We start from the raw sequence: 19,623 nt of genomic DNA, 5'->3' as shown, positions 1-19,623 counted from the left end.
AATTTTGCACTATATATAGGAGAAGGTTTTGACTTGAGTGCATTTGCTAAACTATCATTAACCAATCGGTTTCTTACGATTTTGCTTTCGATTGTCAACCCTTTTTTAAGTTCGGCTTCGTTTGGTTCTTTTGGAATAATGTCCAGCAATAAAACTTCGACACCGATGTTGGCAAAATGACATGCAATTCCTGAACCCATAATTCCGGATCCAACAACTGCTACTTTTTTGATTAATCTTTTCATTTTTTTATTTTTTGGTTGTACGGACAAGACGCGACTTGTCCCTACCAATAATTATTTAAAATATTTTTTTTTCTTGAATTAATTCATTTATAATTTCTGAAACTTCCATAAAATTATTCAATTTTTCGGCAGAAACATTTTGTTTTACCGCTTCGTTAAATTTTAATACGGTGTTTTTAGATAATTCTCTTTTTTCTTTTCCAAATTCGGTTAAGTAAATAAGTACACCACGACCATCATTTGGGTTTGGCTTGCGAAAAATAAGCCCTTTATTTTCCATAGATTTTAATGTTCTAGTAAGGCTTGTGGCTTCCATCCCCATTTTTGGACCTAATGTTGTAGAAGGAGTTCCGCCTTCTTTATCGATACTCAGCAACGCAAAACCAGTTGACATGGTGCCGTCAAATTTTGCAGCTTCTTCATTATACATTCTGGCAACTGCTTGCCATGTTGCTCGGAGTATATAATCTATGGTTTTATCCCTCATTTTTAAAATTATGAATTCCAAAGATACTAAAAAATACTATGCACGCATAATAAATTAAATTATTTTTACAAAATTATTTGAAATTAAAAAATCACCTTAAAATTACTTTGAAGGTGATTTTTAAAATTATTTAGAATACAGTGCCTAAATTATAAAAGTGGTATAATTCCCAGACTTGTTGTTGCACCTACAAGTACGACAACATTTAATTTTGTAACTGGAAGTGTTGGTAATAAAGGAGTTACTGTAAAAGTATATGTTCCAGGCGGAAGTCCAGAAATTTGGAATTGACCAAATTCATTTACGTTACTGGAATAAACAACATTTGTGGTCGAAGTCGCAGTTACTATTGCAGTTATACCAATAGGAGTGATGCTTCCATTAATATTTCCAGATATAGCGGTAACTATAGTTCTTAAAACTGGCTTTAATTTGTAGGTTCCATTTCCGGTTTGTATTACCGAAGAATTGGCATCAAAATCAATTAGAATTTCATTTTGAATATCTGCTTGCAGTGTTTGATTTACTAATAACTTCAAACCACTTTGTTCTGCACTTGGAGTGCTCAAAGGGTAACTTACACCTCCTACAACAACGGTATTATTAGAGCCAAGTACCAATCTTATTTGCCCCACATTTGAATCGGTTAATGTGCTTGTTGCAATTAATGTACTCAAACCGTTGGAGAAATCCAATAGATTGTATATTCCCGCTGTTGTATTTAAAGTTACGGTTTCTTCATTTGTTCCAGTAACTTCAACTGTTTGTAAATCAATATTTACTGCATCATAAGGTCCAGGTGCATCTGTCATTCGTACATTGTACGGGTAGTTTTTTGATGCGGAATCGCTATTACAAGAATTTAATGTAATTCCAAATACAATTGTGGATAGGATAAAAATTATTTTTTTCATTTTATTTACTTTTATGCTGTGAATTAATTTTCATAACATTACAAAGGTCTTTAATTTTTTTATTTTGATTGTTTCATTATATTTTAATAATGTTATAGAATTACTAGTTTTTTATTTTTATAAAAAATTAAAGTTTAAAATTCTGTTCTAAAATTGTTTGACCGCCTGTTTATATTATGGTAAAACATCCATTAAGATTTTAAAGTATAAAAAAAAACTCTTCAAATGAATGAAGAGTTTTAGAACGAAAAAATATTAATATTATTTCATTTTATCACATACAATCGCAATTACAGCTCCAGTTATTGCGGTCATAACTATAGTAAGAACAGTGTCGAGACAAAGAGTTTGCCAATTAATGTTGGCAGTAGCATTGAATGCATTTTGATAGAAATTCCAATATAAGCCTAGAAATAATCCAATTACTGCTCCAGCTTTTAGGGCTGTTTTCCAATTAGTGATGTTTGCCCATTTTAAAAAAATGTAGGCTACAAATAAACTTGCTACTAAGCTACCTAGTGCAATCATCATCATATTCATAACTGCACCTTCCTTAACTGGAAATTGAGCAGCGAAAACAATGTCATAAAATAACCATCCTAGTAGAAAATTAACAATTCCACCTACAATACCTGAAACTAAAAAATTTTTTGCATTCATAATTTATTGGTTTTAATTGGTTTATTGGATAAAAGTATTAAATAAATAGGTATGAAGGTTATACAAATGTTAAAATTATTAACTATTTATAGTTTCATATTGTTAATAATACTAAAATATTATTTTTTTAGCTGGATTTTGGGAAATATCTATTATCAACCTCTTTCAGAAATTTAATTAATCCAGGAAAGTAATGTTCTTGGTCGTCGTATTGAGACAAATGGCTTCCGTTTGGGCAGAATAAAAAGCGACCGTTTTGGACTTCATTTGCAATCCATTTCATGTGTTTTGGATCCATAGTGTCGTATTTTGAACCAATTGCTAGGGTTGGAACCGTCAATGTTTTTAATTGGGCAGTAATATCCCATTTTTTTAAAGTGGCATCACCGGTGATACCAAATTCACTTGGACCTTGCATAAATACATATACATTTGGGTTCAGGTGTTTGAATGCTCTGTTTATAGATTCTGGCCATTTAGCTAACGGAAATCGTAGAATATGTTTGGTGTAGTAATGGTTCATCAACAACTCCATGTATTTTGGATTAGTGTAGTCTTTGTTTTTTTCAAACTCTTTTATTTGAGTAAAAACTCTTGTATCAAGTTGAGGACCAAGAATATCTTCGGCATATTTATTATAAGCTGGAGCGCTTGCCATCATGTTTGAAATGATTAGTCCTTTCAGATTTTTTTGGTATTTGAGAGCATATTCCATGGCTAGAATTCCTCCCCAAGATTGTCCTAATAAGTAGAAATTAGTGTTGTCAAGTTTCAATGCTTTTCTGACTTGTTCTACTTCTTCTACAAAGCGTTCGTTTGTCCAAAGCCTATTATCGTTGGGTTGGTCACTATAGTAAGAACCCAATTGGTCGTAGTAAATGTATTCTATACTTTCCTGAGGAAAATAACCGTCAAAACTTTCAAAGAATTCATGTGTTCCTCCAGGTCCACCATGAAGAAGAAGTACTTTTATTTTTGGATTATTACCCACTCTTTTTGTCCAAACCTTGAATTTACCGATAGGAGTGGAGATAGGAATCATTTTGATACCACCTGTAAATTGGTCGTCTCTTTTAGAGAAATCTAAATAATTGGCTTTTGTGGTATCTTCGGTTTTACTTTCTTTGCAGCTAGAAAATAAAATTATAGTTAACAAAATGCTGAGTAATAATTTTATTTTCATGGTAAAGAATTTAAGTTAGTTAACCCGTTGGGTGTAATTATTAAAAACGTCTATTCGAGTGTTTTTTGTCCTGAAGCTTCGGGAGTAAAACGGAACAAAAAATGCCTGTCTGCCTCAGGCAGGTATCGAGAATCGTTTTTAACGAAATTTTTCTTGTTCTCTCACCCTGAGTGAAATCGAAGGACAATTTTCTTCCCGAAGCTCCGGGAGACGGAAAATTATCATTAAAAACTAATTACACCCAACGGGTTTAGTTATATATTTTTTGGTATAAACTTTTATATTTTTCTAGTACTACTTTTCGTTTTAATTTCATAGTAGGAGTGAGGTGTCCACTTTCAATACACCAAGTATCTGGTGTAAGTTCAAAACGCTTTATTTGTTCCCAACTTCCAAATTTTTTATTAATTTCATTAACTTCATCTTGAATACGGGCGATTAATTCTGGGTTTGATATGATTGCTTCGTTAGTTTCTCCAATATTAATTTCGTGAATTTTAGCCCATTCTTTTACAAAATCAAAATTGGGTTGGATGAAAGCAGCTGGCATTTTTTGTCCATCTCCAATAACCATAATTTGTTCTACAAAGCGGGATTGTTTCATAGCGTTTTCTAGTAATTGAGGCGAAATATATTTTCCTCCAGAGGTTTTAAACATTTCTTTTTTACGGTCGGTAATTTTTAAGAAACCTTCACTGTCAATTTCACCAATATCTCCTGTATGAAAATAACCATCAATAAGTACTTCCTTTGTTTGCTGTTCGTCTTTGTAATAGCCCATCATAATATTTGGGCCTTTGCACAGAATTTCACCGTCTTCGGCTATTTTTACTTCAACTTTGTCAATTACTTTTCCTACGGTTCCTATTTTAAAACCTTTGTTGCGCATATCATTTATAGAAACTAATGGTGAGGTTTCGGTTAAACCGTAACCTTCCATTATTGTGATTTCGGCAGCTGCAAAAATTCTAGCCAGACGTGGTTGTAATGCTGCACTTCCGCAGGCTATAAGTTCTAGATTACCTCCAACGCCTTCTTTCCATTTACTGAAAATAAGTTTTCTTGCAATTTTAAGTTGCAATTCATAACACCATCCGTTTGCTCCATAAGGTTCGTAACGAACACCTAAATTAATTGCCCAAAAGAAAAGTATTTTTTTTAGACCTTTGAGTTCTGCCCCTTTTGAATATATTTTATCATAAACTTTTTCGAGAACACGTGGAACACCTGTAATTAAATTTGGTTTCACCTCTCTGAGGTTATCACCAATTTTTTCAAAAGATTCTCCAAAATAGATTGAAACCCCATAATATTGGCATAGATATAAATAAAATCTTTCGAGAATATGGCATACTGGTAAATAACTCATTGTTCTACTATTGCCTGCATCAATAGGAATTCTTATGACTCCAGCAAAAACATTTGACACTATATTTTGGTGTGATAACATTACACCTTTTGGTCTTCCGGTTGTTCCTGATGTATAGATTATAGTGGCTAGATCATCTGTTTTGACCTGATTTTTTCGTTCTTCTACATCTTGTTGATTGTTTTGGTCTTCGCCAAGGATAAGTAATTCTTTCCAATTTTTGCATCCTTCGATTTCATTAAACGAAAATACTTCTTTTAAAGTTGGTACATTTTGTTTGATTAAGTTTACTTTTCGCAATACTTCGGCATCAGAAACAAAGCAATAGCTTGCGCCACTATGATTTAGGATATATTCGTAATCTTCTTCGGAAATGGTTGGATAAATAGGAACATTTTGTGCTCCGGTTTGTAAGATTCCAATATCCATTATATTCCATTCGGTTCTGTTAGTTGAAGTTATTAGTGCGATTTTATCGTCTTTTTTAACCTCCATTCTGAGTAATGCTCTAGAAATTGCATTTGCTTTAGAAATATATTCGTCTGTTGAAGTTTTTATCCATTCTCCATTTTGTTTGGTAACTAATGCATCAGCAATAGTATTGTACTTTTCTTTTTGATATTGAGGAAAATCAAATAATCTGGTGATGTTGGTCATTTTTGTGGTCGTATTAATTTGATGCAAAATAGTAAAAAACTATTAATTTTTTGAAAATACTTTAAAATTGATTTATTATTATTGGAGATTGTTTATTTTGGACGTGATTAGTCCTGAATAATCGATACAGATTATTAGTCAAAAATAGATAGGTATGGTCTTGAAATAGCGATATACGAAAGCTTTATACCAAGGCGATTTTTTTTGTGGAATTACGTGTTTTTTATAAATTTGGGTGTTTTTTTGTTTGAACACCAATCAATATTAAAGTTTTTAAAGTCATAGATTTTGCAGCCTATATTGTACACATATTTCTATGTCGCCCATTTTTAATCCTGCTTCTTTTGCTGCTTTTTGAATTTGATTTTGATACATTTCTTGATAATTGAGGTGAAGGTTTCCATCATCACAGAGCCGAAGTGAAAGCGGTGTTTTTCCATTTGCAGTAATCAAGAAAATAACTGGAACATCGTATACGCCAGAAAAAAAGAACAACGGAAAACCTTTGTGCAAATCAGTTACTTTTATTTGATATGCCAAGTTTTTGGTGTTTTTTCCACCATTTAATTTGAATAAATTTCGTTTTCTAAAATTTTCGAATTCAAACTGATACAAATTCTTATTATTGAAATAGGTTAAATATAAATCATCAATATTTAATGCTGTCAAAAAATTTTGCAACACCAAGCAAAATGTATCAATATACTCTTTTTTACTAGTAGCCTTAAATGCCAAAACACAATTACTATTTATAGGCGGTTCAATAATTTTAAAAGGTTGCAAATGGTCGTAATACTTTTTGAGCATGCTGGCTTCTGATTTTACAGTCATGTCAATGTCTGATGTATAGCTTTGCTGAAATAGAGCAATTAAATTATCTGCAAAAATAGAAGTACGAAAAATTTCTTGGCGTGTGATGGGTTTGAACATGGCTTAATTATAATTTTAGCTTTTTTTCAAATCTGATTATTTAACGGGCTCAAACCTTTGTTCTTTAGGATTGTATTTTCTTTTTTCTAGGATAAAAGCTTTTACTTCGTTCAATTCTCTAATTCTTCCTGAACCATTTTTTGCAGTATTAGCAATTTCTTCATCGATATATTCAACAACTGTTTTGCCATCGGCTGGGTCAACAAACATAAAATCTACGTTATAGTAATCGCCCATATAATATGTGAAATCAGGAAAATTAAAATTCAAAGTAAACTTGAGGATATTTCCATTTGAAACATGGAATCCTAAACTATCACAACTAAATTTCGTTTTATATTTGTTCCACATACAGTTTACTTTTTGAATGATAGTTTCTTGCGAGTCATTTTTTAAATCTGCACACGACATTTTTAAAAGTATTTCTTGAAATAGATAATTTAAACTTTCTTCCACTGCTATTTTTTTGTCTTTAGTGTAACTACAAATTTTTGCATAGTCGACTTTTTCTGGTGCAGGACAATTGCAATTTTCTATTTTGCTCTCAACAGTAATTGATTTTCCCGTTTTGTCTATTAAATAATGGTTGCCACTTATTTCTACACGGGAAGAACCATTATGAAAAAATTCTGCGGAATCATACTTTACAGAAATTATTTCTTTACCGATAGTGTCAATGAATCCATATTTTCCATTTATTTGAACACGTGCAAGACCATCTCTGAATATTTCTATTTCATCGTATTTAATAGGAATAACTTCTTTGCCTGTTTTGTCAATTTGACCAATTTTTCCATTCAAATATACACGGCAAGTATTGTTAATAAATTGACCTGCATTATCGTATTTTAATGGAATTATTACTTTGTCTGTTTTATCGATAAAGCCACATTTTCCATTAAGGCTTACCTCGGACAAACCCTCGAAAAACCCGTCTAATGCTTTATCATATTTTATGGGTACTATTACTTTATTTGTGTCGTCAACATATCCCCATTTGTTATTGAGATTCACTGCAAAAAAAGTAGTATTATTAACAATTGAATAAAATGGGTTGACCCAATCATACTTTATTGAAACAATTTCTTTGTCATTTCTGTCAATAAATCCCCATTTTCCATTTAGGTTTACAGCGCAAAATTTTGCATGTAATGGTCCTACCTCATCATACTTGGGATTAATTATTATTTTCCCTGAACTGTCCTTAAAACCCCATTTTTCGCTTCCAGCAGGACGAAACGAATAAATTTTTAAATCTTGACTATATAATATGAATGGAGTAAAAACGGTTGCTAGTAAAAGGCAAATGGTGATTAAGTTTTTCATTCGAGTCGTTTTGTTTTATATTTAATTTCTCCAGCAGCATATGTAAAATCATATTTTCTAGTCGTTTCATTTAGAGTAAAATAATACCTTGTATTTGAATTGGGTTTATCAAAAAAAACAGTCTCCGTTTCTGGGTTTATTTCTTTGGATTTTAAATTGTTTTCTGTAAAAAACAGTTTGTCATTTTCTAATGTAATGTAAATGGTAAATTCAACTGTATCCATTTTTAAAGAATATTTGCCGACATATTTTTGAAGTATATCTTTGGATACATTTAATTTCACACCTCTTCTATATTGCGGTTTGTATTTTAGCTCATTAGCGTGGAGTACATAATAATCATTTTTTAATGTGTTGTAAATACTCCAATGCTCATCAATTCTTTTTCGAATGTCTGGATAACTATTACCCATCACTTTCATTTTGTTTAAATATGTTTCATTGATATTAATCTCATCTACAATATAATCCATTAAAGTTTTCCCATTTCGAGAATCAACTCTGCTAATGTTAATCCCAAATTCCCTAACCATTCCATAAACGAAATAAACATAACCTTGGTTGATTGCATATTTTAATACATTGCCAGGAGGTGTAAAAGCCTCCCCTTCACAAGAAAACTCGTCATAATATTTTTCCCACATGCAATTCACTTTGGCTTTTATTGTTTCAGGCGAATCTTTCTTTTGGTCTACACACGCCATTTCCATTAGCTTTTTTTTATAATTAATATCTTGATTTTCAACCAAAATACAGAAATCAATGAATTTGCCACCTTTTGGTTCGGGACAATCGCAAACTTCTTTTTGTTTTTCTTGTGCGTTGATGGTAAAGGCAGTTGTAAGTAATAGGCAAATAGTGATTAGGTTTTTCATTTTTATAATTTTTCTATTCGGTGGGTTGATAAATTATTTTTTTGTTTTCAATTTCGCAATGATTTTCAACAAACTCTCCCTGTTCTTGGCTTCGTGATAAAATTTGGGTAATTTTTCTAAAATGGTAAAGCCAGTTCTATCTTTATGCTCTCGTAAAGTGGCTGCAATATAGCGTTCTAAATACTCCAAATGTTTATCATTATAAGCAAAGAAAATACCATTTTTAAAAGAGGCTAACAACCACAGTTCAGCATCAAAATAGCTATGAGCTGCGGTTTGTATGCTTCCATCTTTCCGGAACTTTGTTGTCGATTTTTTTATACAGCTACAATGCGTACAAATTAACTTTGCTTCGCAAGCATCAAAATCAACAGTTGCCATTGCTTTTTTGGAACAAGAAGGACAAACAACCAAAACTTCTTTATAAAAGTTAGAAACTAATAAATTTTCGTCTTGAAAGCGGTTTTGAAAAGTCATAAAAAGTTAAGTTTTAGGTTTTAAATGTTTTAAAAAATCACCTTAAATACGTTACTCAATTTTTTTACCTAATTTATTGATATAAAATTCTTTACCGTCTAATGTAACTTTAGCAACACCGTTTGTAAATGCTTCTGCTTTATCATATTCAAACGGAATCATCAATTTGCCAATTGTATTTATGTAACCATATTTTCCATTTGATTTAACAGATGCTAAGTCTTCTGAAAAAAAACTCAAATCGTCATATTGTAATGCAATAACTTCTTTTCCTGTTGCGTCAATGTACCCACCTTTACTATTTAAAATAACTGGAGCTAAGTTTGTTTTAAATTCACCACATATATCATATTTTAAAGGAATTATTACCTTTCCTGTTTTGTCAATAAATCCACTTTTACTATCTAAAGTTACTACTGCAAGATTGTTAGAGAAATAGCCAACAATATCATATTTCAGGTCAATTATAGTTTGACCTAGTTTATTTACAAATCCATATTTATTGTTTAACTTAACAGGAATTAATCCGTCTTTAAAATCTCCAGCTTCTTCGTATTTAGTGGCAATTATTTCCTTTCCAGTTTTATCAACAAATCCAATTTTTTTATCTAGCTTTACCATTGCTAAACCATTAACAAAATGTTGATGTCCTTCATTATATCTTGGAGCAATTATCTCTTTACCTGTTTTATCAATATATCCAACTCCTTTATCAGTCATAACCATTGCCATTCCTTCGGAAAAATCAATAACAGTTCGGTATTTAAATTCAGTTAATGGAACGCCATTTTTATCAATAAAAGCATATTTATCATTTAATTTAACAGCTGCAAAGCCTTCACTAAAACTTGATGCATAATCATAAATTAAAGGAATTATTACAGTATCCTTTTTATCAATATATCCATATTTTTCGCCAATTTTAACAGCCGCTAAACCTTCGGAGAATTCTTGAGCAATGTCATATTTAAAATCAATTATTACTTCTCCATTTTTATCAATAAAACCATAATTATCTAAATAAGCACGAGCAATTCCATCTTTAAAATAATATTTCCATAAATATTTAGGTTCAATAACTTCTTCACCTTTTTCATTTATGTATCCAAAATATTGCATAAATTCTGTTTTTTGAAAAAGAGCTATTCCATCGTTAAACTCTAAAATACTATAATAATCTTTTTCTATCGAAATTTTTTTCTCACCACGATTGTTATACAAACCCCATTTGTTATTTACTTTTAACGGAAAAAGTTCTTGTGCAACTAAATTAGTTTGTGCTAAAAAAAACAAGTTGATTAGTGCAACTATTTTTAAAAAATTATTTGTTTTATTTTTCATTTTGATTAACATTTTAATGTATAAATTATTAATTGTTTTGCGATTTCAAATATTCTAAAGTTTGTTCAGCACTTATCGCTTTAATGATAATTTTTTTGTCTTTATCCAATAAAAACAGATGCGGATAAGCTGTAACATTTAATTTTTTGATAAAACTGTGATTTAAATCAACTGTATTTATCCAATCCATATTGTTGCTAACAATTAATTGTTCGGCTTTGTCTTTAGCTTCATAATCTCCTGAAATTCCAATAATTTCTACGCCCGATTTTTTTAATTCAGCATAATTAGATGCTAAAAACTGAATTTGTTTTTCGCAATACGGACAATCGTTACTCCAAAAAAGGAGTAGCGTGTATTTAGATTCAACGTCGTCTAAATGAAGGTATTTTGAATTGGTTTGAGGAAGTAATTTTATATGCACATCTGAAACTTTTTCGCCACATAACGAAGGTTTGTTTTTCTTTCCATAGTCACAAATTTCTTTTTTATTTTCAGCACCAAGCCAATAACCGCCACCATAAGGAGCATCAGTATCGCACATGTATTTTTGGGAAACATGAATAGGAATTGCATCATAACAAGCATAGTCAGAGTTAGAATATTTAGCATATAAATAATTTGCAAATTCCTTGTAGGCGGTTTTGTTATTAGCTGCTTCGCTCATTAAATTATCTACAGAAGCTATAACTGCAGTATAATTTTTAGTATTGCTTAGGTAATTATCAACCAATTTTAAATTTTTACTATCAGCAACATTTTCTTTAAAATTAATTAAATTGAAGGCTATTTCATCGCTACCATTAATAAAGATTAAATCTTCTCTTGGTTTTATTGTTTCAGAAACGGTTACTTCGTTACCATTAATATCAATTTCAATTTTTTTGCCATTTAATGTAACTTTTATTTTTCCTTTGTAAAAGTAATATTCAACTTCATCATATTGACATGGAATAACTTCTTTTCCTTTTTCGTCAATAAAACCAAATTTACCATTCCTTTTTACTTTGGCTCTATTTTCTGATAATTTATAAACTTCATCATATGAAACACTACTAATTGAATACCCTTTGCTGTTTACTAAAACAAATTTTTTATTTTTTTCAAATGCAATAATATCTTTTGAAATAGCAAATACATTTTCATATTCCATCGGAAAAATTACTTTTTCATTAACATCAATTAACCCAAATTTTTTATACTTTTCATCAGTTCGTGCTTCAAAATAGCCAAAATCTTGACTTTTTAAATAAACATATTTTGGACTAATAACTTCTTTTAAAGTTTCATTATCAATTGCTCCATACATTTTAGATTTAACTTTTCCGCTTGAAACTTCTATAGATTTTGCTAAGCAAACTATTGTATAATCTGAAAAATAATTTATTTCAACAGGTTCATGATATTTTGGAGCAATAACTTCTTTTCCTTGTGAGTTTAAAACTCCCCATTTTCCATCAAGTTGAACATCTATGTAGATACTTAAATAAACAAACGGTTTAATTTCTTGATAAATGGGTTCAATGATTTCTATGCCACTAGAATTTATAATTCCGTATTTATCTTTTAATTTTGTAACAGCAATATTGTCAACAAAATCATTAATATGATCAAATTTAGCTTTAGTTATAATTTTTCCTAAATTGTCTTTAAGACCATATTTTTCATTTTTTATGAATATTTCTTGTGCAGTTGAAGTAAAAACTAGCAAGGAAAGTAGTAAAGTAAATAATTGATTTTTCATTGTATGTAGTTAACAGATTTTCATTTTTAATTACAATTCTCTTTTTGTAAAAAGTTGTTTTTCTTTTATAAAAATATCAGGATTATCAATATTATCGGTCATGAATTTTTTAAATTTTTCTGAAGTTTCAAAATCTTCGACTTTAAACTTCCAATCTATATAACTCTGATTCAAATTGATGATGATTAAATTTCCTTTTTTCATAGAAAACTCTTTGGTAATATAATAAATAGCATCCGATTTATATTGAACACTCATAAAATGACGAATCTTTCCTTTGTGTTTAATATCTGTAAAATATATAGGCAAATCATATTCGTCACTTTCAGATTCAAAATTCCCATTTCCATCAGGTTTGTATTGTGTGAATTTTACAGTTTTATCATCTGCAACATCAAATTTAACAATTAAAGAATCACCAAATTCATATTGCCCATTTAACTCAGGTACTGACGATATTAAATTGTCAGATAATGGAACTTTAGTGCATGCTGCAATTAATGTTATTAGAGCAATGACTAGGAATGTTTTTGTGTTTTTTTTCATGATATTAGAATTTTGGTTGTAGGTTTCGTATTTTCGAAATTATTAATCGCATTTAAATCTAGGATCTTGTTCAGAATATAAACGACATATAATCAATAATGCATATAATTCTTTCCTGAGTGCTTGCCTTTCTGACTCATTACCGTGGCCAATGGCGATTATTGTTTCTTGATCCTGACCAAAAGCCACAATTTCATCTGCTTTTATCACAAACGATTTTACCTTCAACAAATTGAACATGATACCGTTTGGTTTTGTACTGTAAGCACTTAAACTATCGACGCAAATCACATCACCTTGTAAGTTCGCATTTATTTTAGTTGGGTAAAATGTATTGTAATTCTGATCTGTAAACCGTACCATTTTATTTGGTTGCAGCATACTGTTGATAGACTCTACTGTTTTTATTAAATTAGATTTATACGATTGTGCTTTTACAGAAAGTGTGAATAGTAGGAATAGGAAAAGGGTGAGGATGGTTTTCATAAATTTAATATTCATCAGAAATTTTAGTTAATAATTCAATTCCTTGATAATTATCATAGGTTATGAACCGATAAGGATAGTCTTTTTTTGACCATTCGTATCTTTTTAGGATATTTCCTTGCGCATTTTTGTATGCTTTTATTTTTGTTTTTTTGAATTTTTTTTCTAATAATTCCGTCTCAATATCCTTCATACTTTGACTTGGCATTAGTGCAGAAACCACCAAAGTATCTTTTGAGTAATTTATAGTCAAACTGAGTTTATCTTGGTAATACATGAAAAAAGTGTCGCCTCCAGAAGCATTTGACTTTTTTGTTACCGTACTATTTGCAGTTGTCGGCACTAATAGTTTATTCATGTGACTATGGCTTGTACTAGGTGCTTTTTCTAATAGCATCATGTCGATACTGTTGAAATTTCCTTGTGATTTTGCAGATAAGACTACGAGAATTATAAAAAATAAACAGAGTATTTTTTTCATGTAATTTTTTTTAAATGATGTTAATTTATTTTATCCCCTAACGCCAATAGATCCAATAATTTTAGTTTTAAATGTGCCGTTTTCGTTGATTATCAGTTTTCGCACATTGTTTTTTATTTTAGTAAGTACTTCCGCAGTGGGTTTTACATTATTATCTAAATATATAACTTTTACATCTAGTTTTTTAGTATCGTATTTTTTTGAGAAAGTATTACTCGGATGAATGTATTCCATTGTTTCTGTATCATCATCAATTTTTAGTGTTACGCAAGCTAATTTGTCAGTTGTGTTATTGGTGAGTTGCGCTACTATTATGGTTTTAGTGGCTGTGTTGCCAGCACTAAATTTCCCGCTTAATCCACCAAAATCTTCTGAATATGTTGCTATTCGATCGCCTTTTCCTTGCCAGGTAAAAATGATTTTAGGTTGTGTTGTAAAATCTTTGGGATATTTGGCTTGGTGTTCTGCAAATTGTTTGTAGCAATCTTCAATAGATTTACTGGTTTTAGTGCTTATCACATTCGAGTTACAGTCACAACCAGCAATTTTTTTTTCGTATTGATACGCAATAACATTTTCGCTTTTATCAATTAAACGAGTATTGGGACTTTGCGATTTGTGTTCCTCCTGAAATTGGATGCGTTTTATATTATAATCGGCATAGTCTTTAATTTCTTCGTGAACCAATTCATAATCACTGCAAATTCCCCTTTTATTTTTCTCAAAAGTTCCTATAAAAAGATACTGTTTGGTTTCTTGTGCAAAAATGATGATGCAGAAAAGGAGGGAAATGATGGATAGGATTGGTTTTTTCATTAATATAATGTTTAATGTACCAATGATTTTCGATAATAAGTGTAGCCACCGCTAGTGAAATCACTTTTGTCTTTGTTCATAATCAATATTGAATTACCGCTCGGTATAAAGGTGTTATTTGATTTTGAAAACGCATTGTTATTTGCTGTCCAAGTGTTGTTTCCCTTGTGTTTTATGTTTGTAAATTTATAGTTATATTGCACTACACTTGTAGGCCATCCACTGTTTCCAACCGCAAATATTAAAGCCCTACTACCTTCGGCAAATATTGCGGTACCGGTAATGCTGATCCGTACACCATCGCTACGCTCCCACATACCGTCCATATCTTTAGCATCAAAAGTTTGAGCAGTTACCGTAAATGCTGTTGCCATTAAAAGACAAATTGTGATTAGTTTTTTCATAATTTATGTTTCTGCTATTTAATAATTTGATGAGTAATGAGTAAAAAAAAATATTTTGGGATTCTATTCTTAGCTTCTTTTATAATAGAAAACAACATTTAAATTTTTATCTTTAAGTATTAAATCTGTTGAATTTAGTTTTATTATTTCTAATACGATTTCATCACCATCTTTCCAATTCATTTTTAAGCCGATAGATGATTCTATAATATATTTACCAGATATTGATCCTTGCATATATTCATTTTTGAATCCACCGGTTTTATCAAAATCTATAGCACTTGCAAAATAAATACCCGACAAAGCTTCTGCTTCAAGATCCAGTAGTTCTTTATCCTCTTTAGTTAATTTATACCCTTCTTTTACCGCATTTAATAATGCCGCTTTAAAAATACTAAAATACTCTTCATTACCGCCATCCTGTGTTGTTTCTGTATTTTTAAATGAAACTTTATTTAGATCCCAATTTCCAATAAGTTGCTCTTTTACTTGTGCATTTACTTCAAATGTTGTTGCCAATATAAGGCAAATTGTGATTAGTTTTTTCATGGTTTAAAATTTATTATTTAGGTTTTCGTCTTGAAAGCGGTTGAGTTGTGGCATTTATTTTAAGCTTTTGTCTGTATGAAAAATGATATTTATTAAACTCCATTTGTCTATTTCAGTTATTAATGTTGTTATATAATATTCAATTTCTTTTGGCTCATTTTGAGATTTTGGTATTGCTATTGTAAATGAGTCACCGTCAACAGTAAAGTAATTTTCTGCATTAGAAACGCTTTTCTTTGCATCTTCATAAAATTTTCTTGTTGCTTCCTTTTCTTTTTTTACTCTTTTATAAATTACATGAAAGTAGGATACTTTACCTAAATTATTAATTCTATAGGTATTAGGACCATCTGGGGAATATCCAATTACTGATAAAGGCATTCCGACATCTCTTGTATGAGTACTATTCCCATATAACATCCATTTATATTGATAAATTGTTCCATTATATGTTTTAAACTCTTGTTCTGTCATATTTGGTTTCCATAAGAATTGATATTTGCTTGCATATTCCATTATTGGAACAAACTTTTGTGCAATTTCAGCTTTAGCTTTCTCTTTGTTTGCAATAATATTTTTTGCCTGCATTGTTCTCACAGAATTAGGATGTTTTTTTACAAAATCAGCCCTTGCAATATTTTTATCACTCCAATCTTTATTTTCACTTTCTAATTCTTTATCGGTTATCATATCAATACCTCTTTTCATTGTATTGCATAATTCCGAAAAACTATTAAAAAAAGTTGGGTCTGTTGCTTTTTTATTTGCATTTATGTATGAATAAAGTATCATTTCGTTTTTGAATGTGGTATCTATCAACTTGCCATCTTCAAAAATTTGGGTAGTTACTGTAAATTTGCCAAAATTTATTTTCCATGCAACAATGTTGTTTTCCATAACTTCGGAAGTAAAACCAACCACTCTACCCAAACTAATATTTTCGGTTAAATACATTAGTTCTTTGTTGCTCGATTTTTTATAAACCACATTAGTTGCCAATTGACTATTGAATGCAACTGCAAAATTCTCATCCGGAAAACTAATTTCATAATCTGTTTTACCATCATTATACTTTAGTCCATTGGCTTCAAACTGCAACTTACTGATTGCGGCAGAAATAGAATCAAGTTTTTCGTACGGCACTTTTTGGGCTTGAACTGATAGTGATATTTGAATAAGAAATAGTATGGTGAGTGTTTTTTTCATAATTATAAATTATTTATTTTCTCCGCTTTTAGTTTGTTCATCACTATTGATTTTAAATAGAGCTATGCCAATACCTATACCGAACCAAGGTTGATTGCGATAAACCCATTTTTGTTGTAAGTTTCCGGCAGGAAAATCAATACCCACAAGTAATCCAAGTTGGACATTGTTCTTTTCAAACATCCATCCAAGAGCTGGAGAGAAGGTTGCAATAGTATAATCTTCACGGAATTCTTTTATTTTGCTTTCATCTGCTTTGTAGCTGCTTATACCACCATAAACGAGAAAGCTGTGTGAAAAGTTAGTTTTCCAATTATGGTGAACTGTCCAAGCGAATGTAGTTCCTACTGAAAAACCACTTGTAAAATCAAATTGACCACTTTCGGTTGAAAAGGGTCTAATTTTTACTGGCAGTACTAATAATCCTATGTTCCATAATCCGCTTTTGTTTTCAAATTCAGTAGAGTTGTTGATTAATGTTTTAGTTGGAACAATATAATAGCTTTTAGATAAATCAATAACTTCATTTTGATTTTCTGCAAGAAGTCCTGTAATTTTTAAATTAGCATAATTTTTTTCAACGATAAGCTCACTTTTCGATATTGTATCTGTTTTAAATTTTGAATTAAGGGTTTTTAATAAGCCTTTACCACTTGACTCACTTAATTTCCAAAATTTGATAATACTAAATGAACCAATTTGTTGTACAACATTAAAAGCACTTCCATTGTCTATTAAAATGTTTTTGACAAGAATGGTGTCTTTTAAAACTTTTGGAAGCTTCACTAGTTTTCCCTCCAGATCTGTCTTTTCTTCGAAAGAATTCTTTTCTATTATTGAAACAGTAGAGGTATTTGCACCAATCAATCCCTCTTTACTATACGATTTTGTAATATCAATTGGGCAAAGTAATGTAGCGTGTTTTAAATATCTTGGTTTCTCGAACTGGGTGGTTTGTGCAAAACTATTTATCCCAATTAGCAATAAGCCTATGAATATTGTGTTTTTCATGCGTTTTCGTTTTAAATTAATTGTTTATTTCTTGACGTTCAATTTCACCATCATTATTAATATAGTAAATGGCATACTTTTTGCTGTAATCGAGACTAGTTACTACAAATGCTTTATAACTATCTTTGGGTTTTAATCTTTCTTTTTTTATACAATACGCTACGCAAGCAGTTCTAAGGTCATTTGAAAAGAAAACACTGCTTGAACCATATATAAAACCTTTTGTAATTGGAAAGCTTTTTTTTGTCTTTAGATTATATATTTCAGCATCATCGGATTTTGTACCGCTATCGCTTGAATAAGTAAATCCCTTCGCTAAAATAAAATAATCATCTGCTAAATGTAGAATTGCCGTAATATTATCATCATTTAAAATCCTTCTACCTTTTATATCCACTAAATCAGAAATTGGACTTTTTACTGCGCGTGTTCTTCCATTCCCAATAGGGATTGTCTTTTCTTCATTTAATATTACAATACCAATATTAGGCGGAAAATTATACTTGTTAATCTCTGGATGATTATTAAGTAGTTCACTTGCAATACCATGGCACGATTTAAATTCGTGCTTTTTAAAAACAGTATCACCATTAACTATAAAACTATTATAACCAAGGTTAAAATAATTAAGAAAACTTTTACTATCGTCAAATTTATTACTACTATAAAAATAATTTTTTTGAAGCTTATTGATTGCCGATATTTTACTTGAGGGTACATTTTTTAAGCCAATATTCTTATTTCCATTAATCAAAACCTCTCCAGAATGTGCTTTTTTTGCATCTTCTAATAGTTTGGCTTTACGTGCATTTTCACTCGCTATTTTATCCGCTTTAGCTTTATCCCAAATCATTTGATTACGTCTGTTGTCTTCGGTTAATTTTGCCGCTTTTTCTTTTTTGTCTTTGGCATCACAAACTTGGCATTGATGTATGGCACTTTCACTTTTTACACTTTTCCCACTCGATTTTGCCAATTTGCACCATCCTGGCATAAATGTGTGGGTTTGGGCATTTGTGTTATTTATGCAAAATTGTGTAAAAATTACGATGAGCATTAATTTTGTTGTTTTCATGTTTTATAGTTTTAATTAATTATTCCAGTTTTAACCCAACCAACTCTCCATCATCCTTGGAAATCAGCCATAAGTTGTTTCCGTCCAAAACTGCCTGGTGTGGATGCCATTGGTTTAAGTCAAAAGTTTGTATTATTTTGTTATTCATGAAATCATAAATGACTAGTGTACTTAAATAGATGAACCAAACCGTGTTCGCTTCAGTTTTTAGAATTTCGGTATAAAAACCTGTTTTATTTTCAGCGTCCGAAATGGTTTCTTCTAGTTTTATTTCTTTTTCTATTTTATTCTTGCTGTTGATAATCAGCATTTTACTTTCGCCTAAAATTAAAGTATGGTCTTTTGTATATTTTATTTTGAGCCACTCCTGATCCTCAAAATTGATTGAGGTTAATTCCTTTTGATTGTGGGTTAAATACTTAAAATTTCGCACGCATTTTATGTCTTCTACGAATAGATTTGTTTTATGCTTGCAGGTTGTATCTAATAATTTTCCGTTATAATCCAATTCAAACCAGTTGTCGTCTTCGGCATTGGCAATTATTTTATCTTTTAGATAATACGGTTGCTTATCCACACCATGCGCTATAAATTTTTTCCAAACCACTGCATTTTTTTTTAAATCATACGCCAAAACAATGCCACCAGTTTCAGTATCAATAGCAGTACAATACATAATATTACCTTTGAAAATGGGTTGGGTGTTTATGGATTCAATGATTAGGGTTTGAATGGTGTCTCCTGTTTTGGAATTAAGCTGCACGCATTTGTCATTATACTCGCTGAGATGCTTGCTTGCAAATAAACTTGTTTGATAGATTATTGGTGCATTATTCGACTT

At 30.5% G+C, this 19,623-nt stretch carries 22 protein-coding genes; all 22 read right to left on the bottom strand.

Annotated elements, in window-relative coordinates; all coding sequences use genetic code 11:
* On the bottom strand, positions 1-245 hold a 245-nt coding region (locus tag RMO53_RS03670; RefSeq protein ID WP_310378154.1), incomplete at its 3' end, for a 3-hydroxyacyl-CoA dehydrogenase NAD-binding domain-containing protein.
* Positions 246-300: 55 nt separating this feature from the next.
* Positions 301-732 (bottom strand): MarR family transcriptional regulator, encoded by a 432-nt coding sequence (locus tag RMO53_RS03665; RefSeq protein WP_310378152.1) that lies wholly within the window; start codon positions 730-732, stop codon positions 301-303.
* A gap of 149 nt (positions 733-881) precedes the next feature.
* Positions 882-1,646 carry a DUF4382 domain-containing protein gene (locus RMO53_RS03660; protein ID WP_310378150.1) on the bottom strand — a complete coding sequence of 255 codons (765 nt, stop codon included), beginning with the start codon at positions 1,644-1,646 and terminating at the stop codon, positions 882-884.
* Between the two features lie 261 nt (positions 1,647-1,907).
* On the bottom strand, positions 1,908-2,306 hold the full coding sequence (locus RMO53_RS03655) for a hypothetical protein (RefSeq protein WP_310378148.1): 399 nt from the start codon (positions 2,304-2,306) through the stop codon (positions 1,908-1,910).
* Positions 2,307-2,433: 127 nt separating this feature from the next.
* The gene (locus RMO53_RS03650) at positions 2,434-3,489 is read right to left on the bottom strand and encodes a proline iminopeptidase-family hydrolase (protein ID WP_310378146.1); all 1,056 of its coding nucleotides are present in this window, start codon (positions 3,487-3,489) and stop codon (positions 2,434-2,436) included.
* A gap of 250 nt (positions 3,490-3,739) precedes the next feature.
* Positions 3,740-5,515, bottom strand: coding sequence for an AMP-dependent synthetase/ligase (locus RMO53_RS03645; protein WP_310378144.1), 1,776 nt, complete (start codon positions 5,513-5,515; stop codon positions 3,740-3,742).
* Between the two features lie 279 nt (positions 5,516-5,794).
* The gene (locus RMO53_RS03640) at positions 5,795-6,445 is read right to left on the bottom strand and encodes a hypothetical protein (RefSeq protein ID WP_310378142.1); all 651 of its coding nucleotides are present in this window, start codon (positions 6,443-6,445) and stop codon (positions 5,795-5,797) included.
* A gap of 36 nt (positions 6,446-6,481) precedes the next feature.
* On the bottom strand, positions 6,482-7,771 hold the full coding sequence (locus tag RMO53_RS03635) for a WG repeat-containing protein (RefSeq protein WP_310378140.1): 1,290 nt from the start codon (positions 7,769-7,771) through the stop codon (positions 6,482-6,484).
* Positions 7,768-8,646, bottom strand: a complete 879-nt coding sequence (locus tag RMO53_RS03630) for a hypothetical protein (protein WP_310378138.1) — start codon at positions 8,644-8,646, stop codon at positions 7,768-7,770. Before RMO53_RS03630 ends, RMO53_RS03635 begins: the two co-directional genes overlap by 4 nt.
* A gap of 33 nt (positions 8,647-8,679) precedes the next feature.
* Positions 8,680-9,123: a hypothetical protein gene (locus tag RMO53_RS03625; protein WP_310378136.1), complete on the bottom strand. Its 444-nt coding sequence runs from the start codon at positions 9,121-9,123 to the stop codon at positions 8,680-8,682.
* 51 nt (positions 9,124-9,174) lie between these two features.
* Positions 9,175-10,464, bottom strand: a complete 1,290-nt coding sequence (locus tag RMO53_RS03620; protein ID WP_310378134.1) for a WG repeat-containing protein — start codon at positions 10,462-10,464, stop codon at positions 9,175-9,177.
* Between the two features lie 28 nt (positions 10,465-10,492).
* Entirely contained in the window at positions 10,493-12,208 is a 1,716-nt protein-coding gene (locus RMO53_RS03615) for a WG repeat-containing protein (protein ID WP_310378133.1), read from the bottom strand.
* Between the two features lie 30 nt (positions 12,209-12,238).
* Positions 12,239-12,754, bottom strand: coding sequence for a hypothetical protein (locus tag RMO53_RS03610; protein ID WP_310378131.1), 516 nt, complete (start codon positions 12,752-12,754; stop codon positions 12,239-12,241).
* 42 nt (positions 12,755-12,796) lie between these two features.
* A complete protein-coding gene (locus RMO53_RS03605; protein ID WP_310378129.1) occupies positions 12,797-13,240 on the bottom strand; it encodes a hypothetical protein in 444 nt (147 codons plus the stop codon).
* A 4-nt stretch (positions 13,241-13,244) separates the two neighbouring features.
* The gene (locus RMO53_RS03600; protein ID WP_310378127.1) at positions 13,245-13,721 is read right to left on the bottom strand and encodes a hypothetical protein; all 477 of its coding nucleotides are present in this window, start codon (positions 13,719-13,721) and stop codon (positions 13,245-13,247) included.
* A 30-nt stretch (positions 13,722-13,751) separates the two neighbouring features.
* Positions 13,752-14,537, bottom strand: a complete 786-nt coding sequence (locus RMO53_RS03595) for a hypothetical protein (protein ID WP_310378126.1) — start codon at positions 14,535-14,537, stop codon at positions 13,752-13,754.
* An 11-nt stretch (positions 14,538-14,548) separates the two neighbouring features.
* Positions 14,549-14,941: a hypothetical protein gene (locus tag RMO53_RS03590; protein WP_310378124.1), complete on the bottom strand. Its 393-nt coding sequence runs from the start codon at positions 14,939-14,941 to the stop codon at positions 14,549-14,551.
* Between the two features lie 69 nt (positions 14,942-15,010).
* On the bottom strand, positions 15,011-15,490 hold the full coding sequence (locus RMO53_RS03585; protein ID WP_310378122.1) for a hypothetical protein: 480 nt from the start codon (positions 15,488-15,490) through the stop codon (positions 15,011-15,013).
* Positions 15,491-15,544: 54 nt separating this feature from the next.
* On the bottom strand, positions 15,545-16,696 hold the full coding sequence (locus RMO53_RS03580) for a hypothetical protein (RefSeq protein ID WP_310378120.1): 1,152 nt from the start codon (positions 16,694-16,696) through the stop codon (positions 15,545-15,547).
* Between the two features lie 9 nt (positions 16,697-16,705).
* Positions 16,706-17,707, bottom strand: a complete 1,002-nt coding sequence (locus RMO53_RS03575) for a hypothetical protein (protein WP_310378117.1) — start codon at positions 17,705-17,707, stop codon at positions 16,706-16,708.
* A 16-nt stretch (positions 17,708-17,723) separates the two neighbouring features.
* Complete coding sequence (locus RMO53_RS03570; RefSeq protein ID WP_310378115.1) at positions 17,724-18,782, bottom strand: hypothetical protein; 1,059 nt, start codon at positions 18,780-18,782, stop codon at positions 17,724-17,726.
* A gap of 19 nt (positions 18,783-18,801) precedes the next feature.
* Positions 18,802-19,623, bottom strand: an 822-nt coding sequence (locus tag RMO53_RS03565) for a hypothetical protein (protein WP_310378114.1), incomplete at its 5' end; no start/stop codon positions are given.

The organism is Flavobacterium sp., assembly GCF_031409475.1.
Taxonomy (GTDB): Bacteria; Bacteroidota; Bacteroidia; order Flavobacteriales; family Flavobacteriaceae; genus Flavobacterium.
This window is presented reverse-complemented; position numbering and strand designations above follow the sequence as displayed.

What these genes read in the sequence shown, in the direction of transcription:
- RMO53_RS03665 (WP_310378152.1), bottom strand. Translation starts at nt 732, where the DNA reads ATGAGGGATAAAACCATAGATTATATACTCCGAGCAACATGGCAAGCA.
- RMO53_RS03660 (WP_310378150.1), bottom strand. Translation starts at nt 1,646, where the DNA reads ATGAAAAAAATAATTTTTATCCTATCCACAATTGTATTTGGAATTACA.
- RMO53_RS03655 (WP_310378148.1), bottom strand. Translation starts at nt 2,306, where the DNA reads ATGAATGCAAAAAATTTTTTAGTTTCAGGTATTGTAGGTGGAATTGTT.
- RMO53_RS03650 (WP_310378146.1), bottom strand. Translation starts at nt 3,489, where the DNA reads ATGAAAATAAAATTATTACTCAGCATTTTGTTAACTATAATTTTATTT.
- RMO53_RS03645 (WP_310378144.1), bottom strand. Translation starts at nt 5,515, where the DNA reads ATGACCAACATCACCAGATTATTTGATTTTCCTCAATATCAAAAAGAA.
- RMO53_RS03640 (WP_310378142.1), bottom strand. Translation starts at nt 6,445, where the DNA reads ATGTTCAAACCCATCACACGCCAAGAAATTTTTCGTACTTCTATTTTT.
- RMO53_RS03635 (WP_310378140.1), bottom strand. Translation starts at nt 7,771, where the DNA reads ATGAAAAACTTAATCACCATTTGCCTTTTACTAGCAACCGTTTTTACT.
- RMO53_RS03630 (WP_310378138.1), bottom strand. Translation starts at nt 8,646, where the DNA reads ATGAAAAACCTAATCACTATTTGCCTATTACTTACAACTGCCTTTACC.
- RMO53_RS03625 (WP_310378136.1), bottom strand. Translation starts at nt 9,123, where the DNA reads ATGACTTTTCAAAACCGCTTTCAAGACGAAAATTTATTAGTTTCTAAC.
- RMO53_RS03620 (WP_310378134.1), bottom strand. Translation starts at nt 10,464, where the DNA reads ATGAAAAATAAAACAAATAATTTTTTAAAAATAGTTGCACTAATCAAC.
- RMO53_RS03615 (WP_310378133.1), bottom strand. Translation starts at nt 12,208, where the DNA reads ATGAAAAATCAATTATTTACTTTACTACTTTCCTTGCTAGTTTTTACT.
- RMO53_RS03610 (WP_310378131.1), bottom strand. Translation starts at nt 12,754, where the DNA reads ATGAAAAAAAACACAAAAACATTCCTAGTCATTGCTCTAATAACATTA.
- RMO53_RS03605 (WP_310378129.1), bottom strand. Translation starts at nt 13,240, where the DNA reads ATGAAAACCATCCTCACCCTTTTCCTATTCCTACTATTCACACTTTCT.
- RMO53_RS03600 (WP_310378127.1), bottom strand. Translation starts at nt 13,721, where the DNA reads ATGAAAAAAATACTCTGTTTATTTTTTATAATTCTCGTAGTCTTATCT.
- RMO53_RS03595 (WP_310378126.1), bottom strand. Translation starts at nt 14,537, where the DNA reads ATGAAAAAACCAATCCTATCCATCATTTCCCTCCTTTTCTGCATCATC.
- RMO53_RS03590 (WP_310378124.1), bottom strand. Translation starts at nt 14,941, where the DNA reads ATGAAAAAACTAATCACAATTTGTCTTTTAATGGCAACAGCATTTACG.
- RMO53_RS03585 (WP_310378122.1), bottom strand. Translation starts at nt 15,490, where the DNA reads ATGAAAAAACTAATCACAATTTGCCTTATATTGGCAACAACATTTGAA.
- RMO53_RS03580 (WP_310378120.1), bottom strand. Translation starts at nt 16,696, where the DNA reads ATGAAAAAAACACTCACCATACTATTTCTTATTCAAATATCACTATCA.
- RMO53_RS03575 (WP_310378117.1), bottom strand. Translation starts at nt 17,707, where the DNA reads ATGAAAAACACAATATTCATAGGCTTATTGCTAATTGGGATAAATAGT.
- RMO53_RS03570 (WP_310378115.1), bottom strand. Translation starts at nt 18,782, where the DNA reads ATGAAAACAACAAAATTAATGCTCATCGTAATTTTTACACAATTTTGC.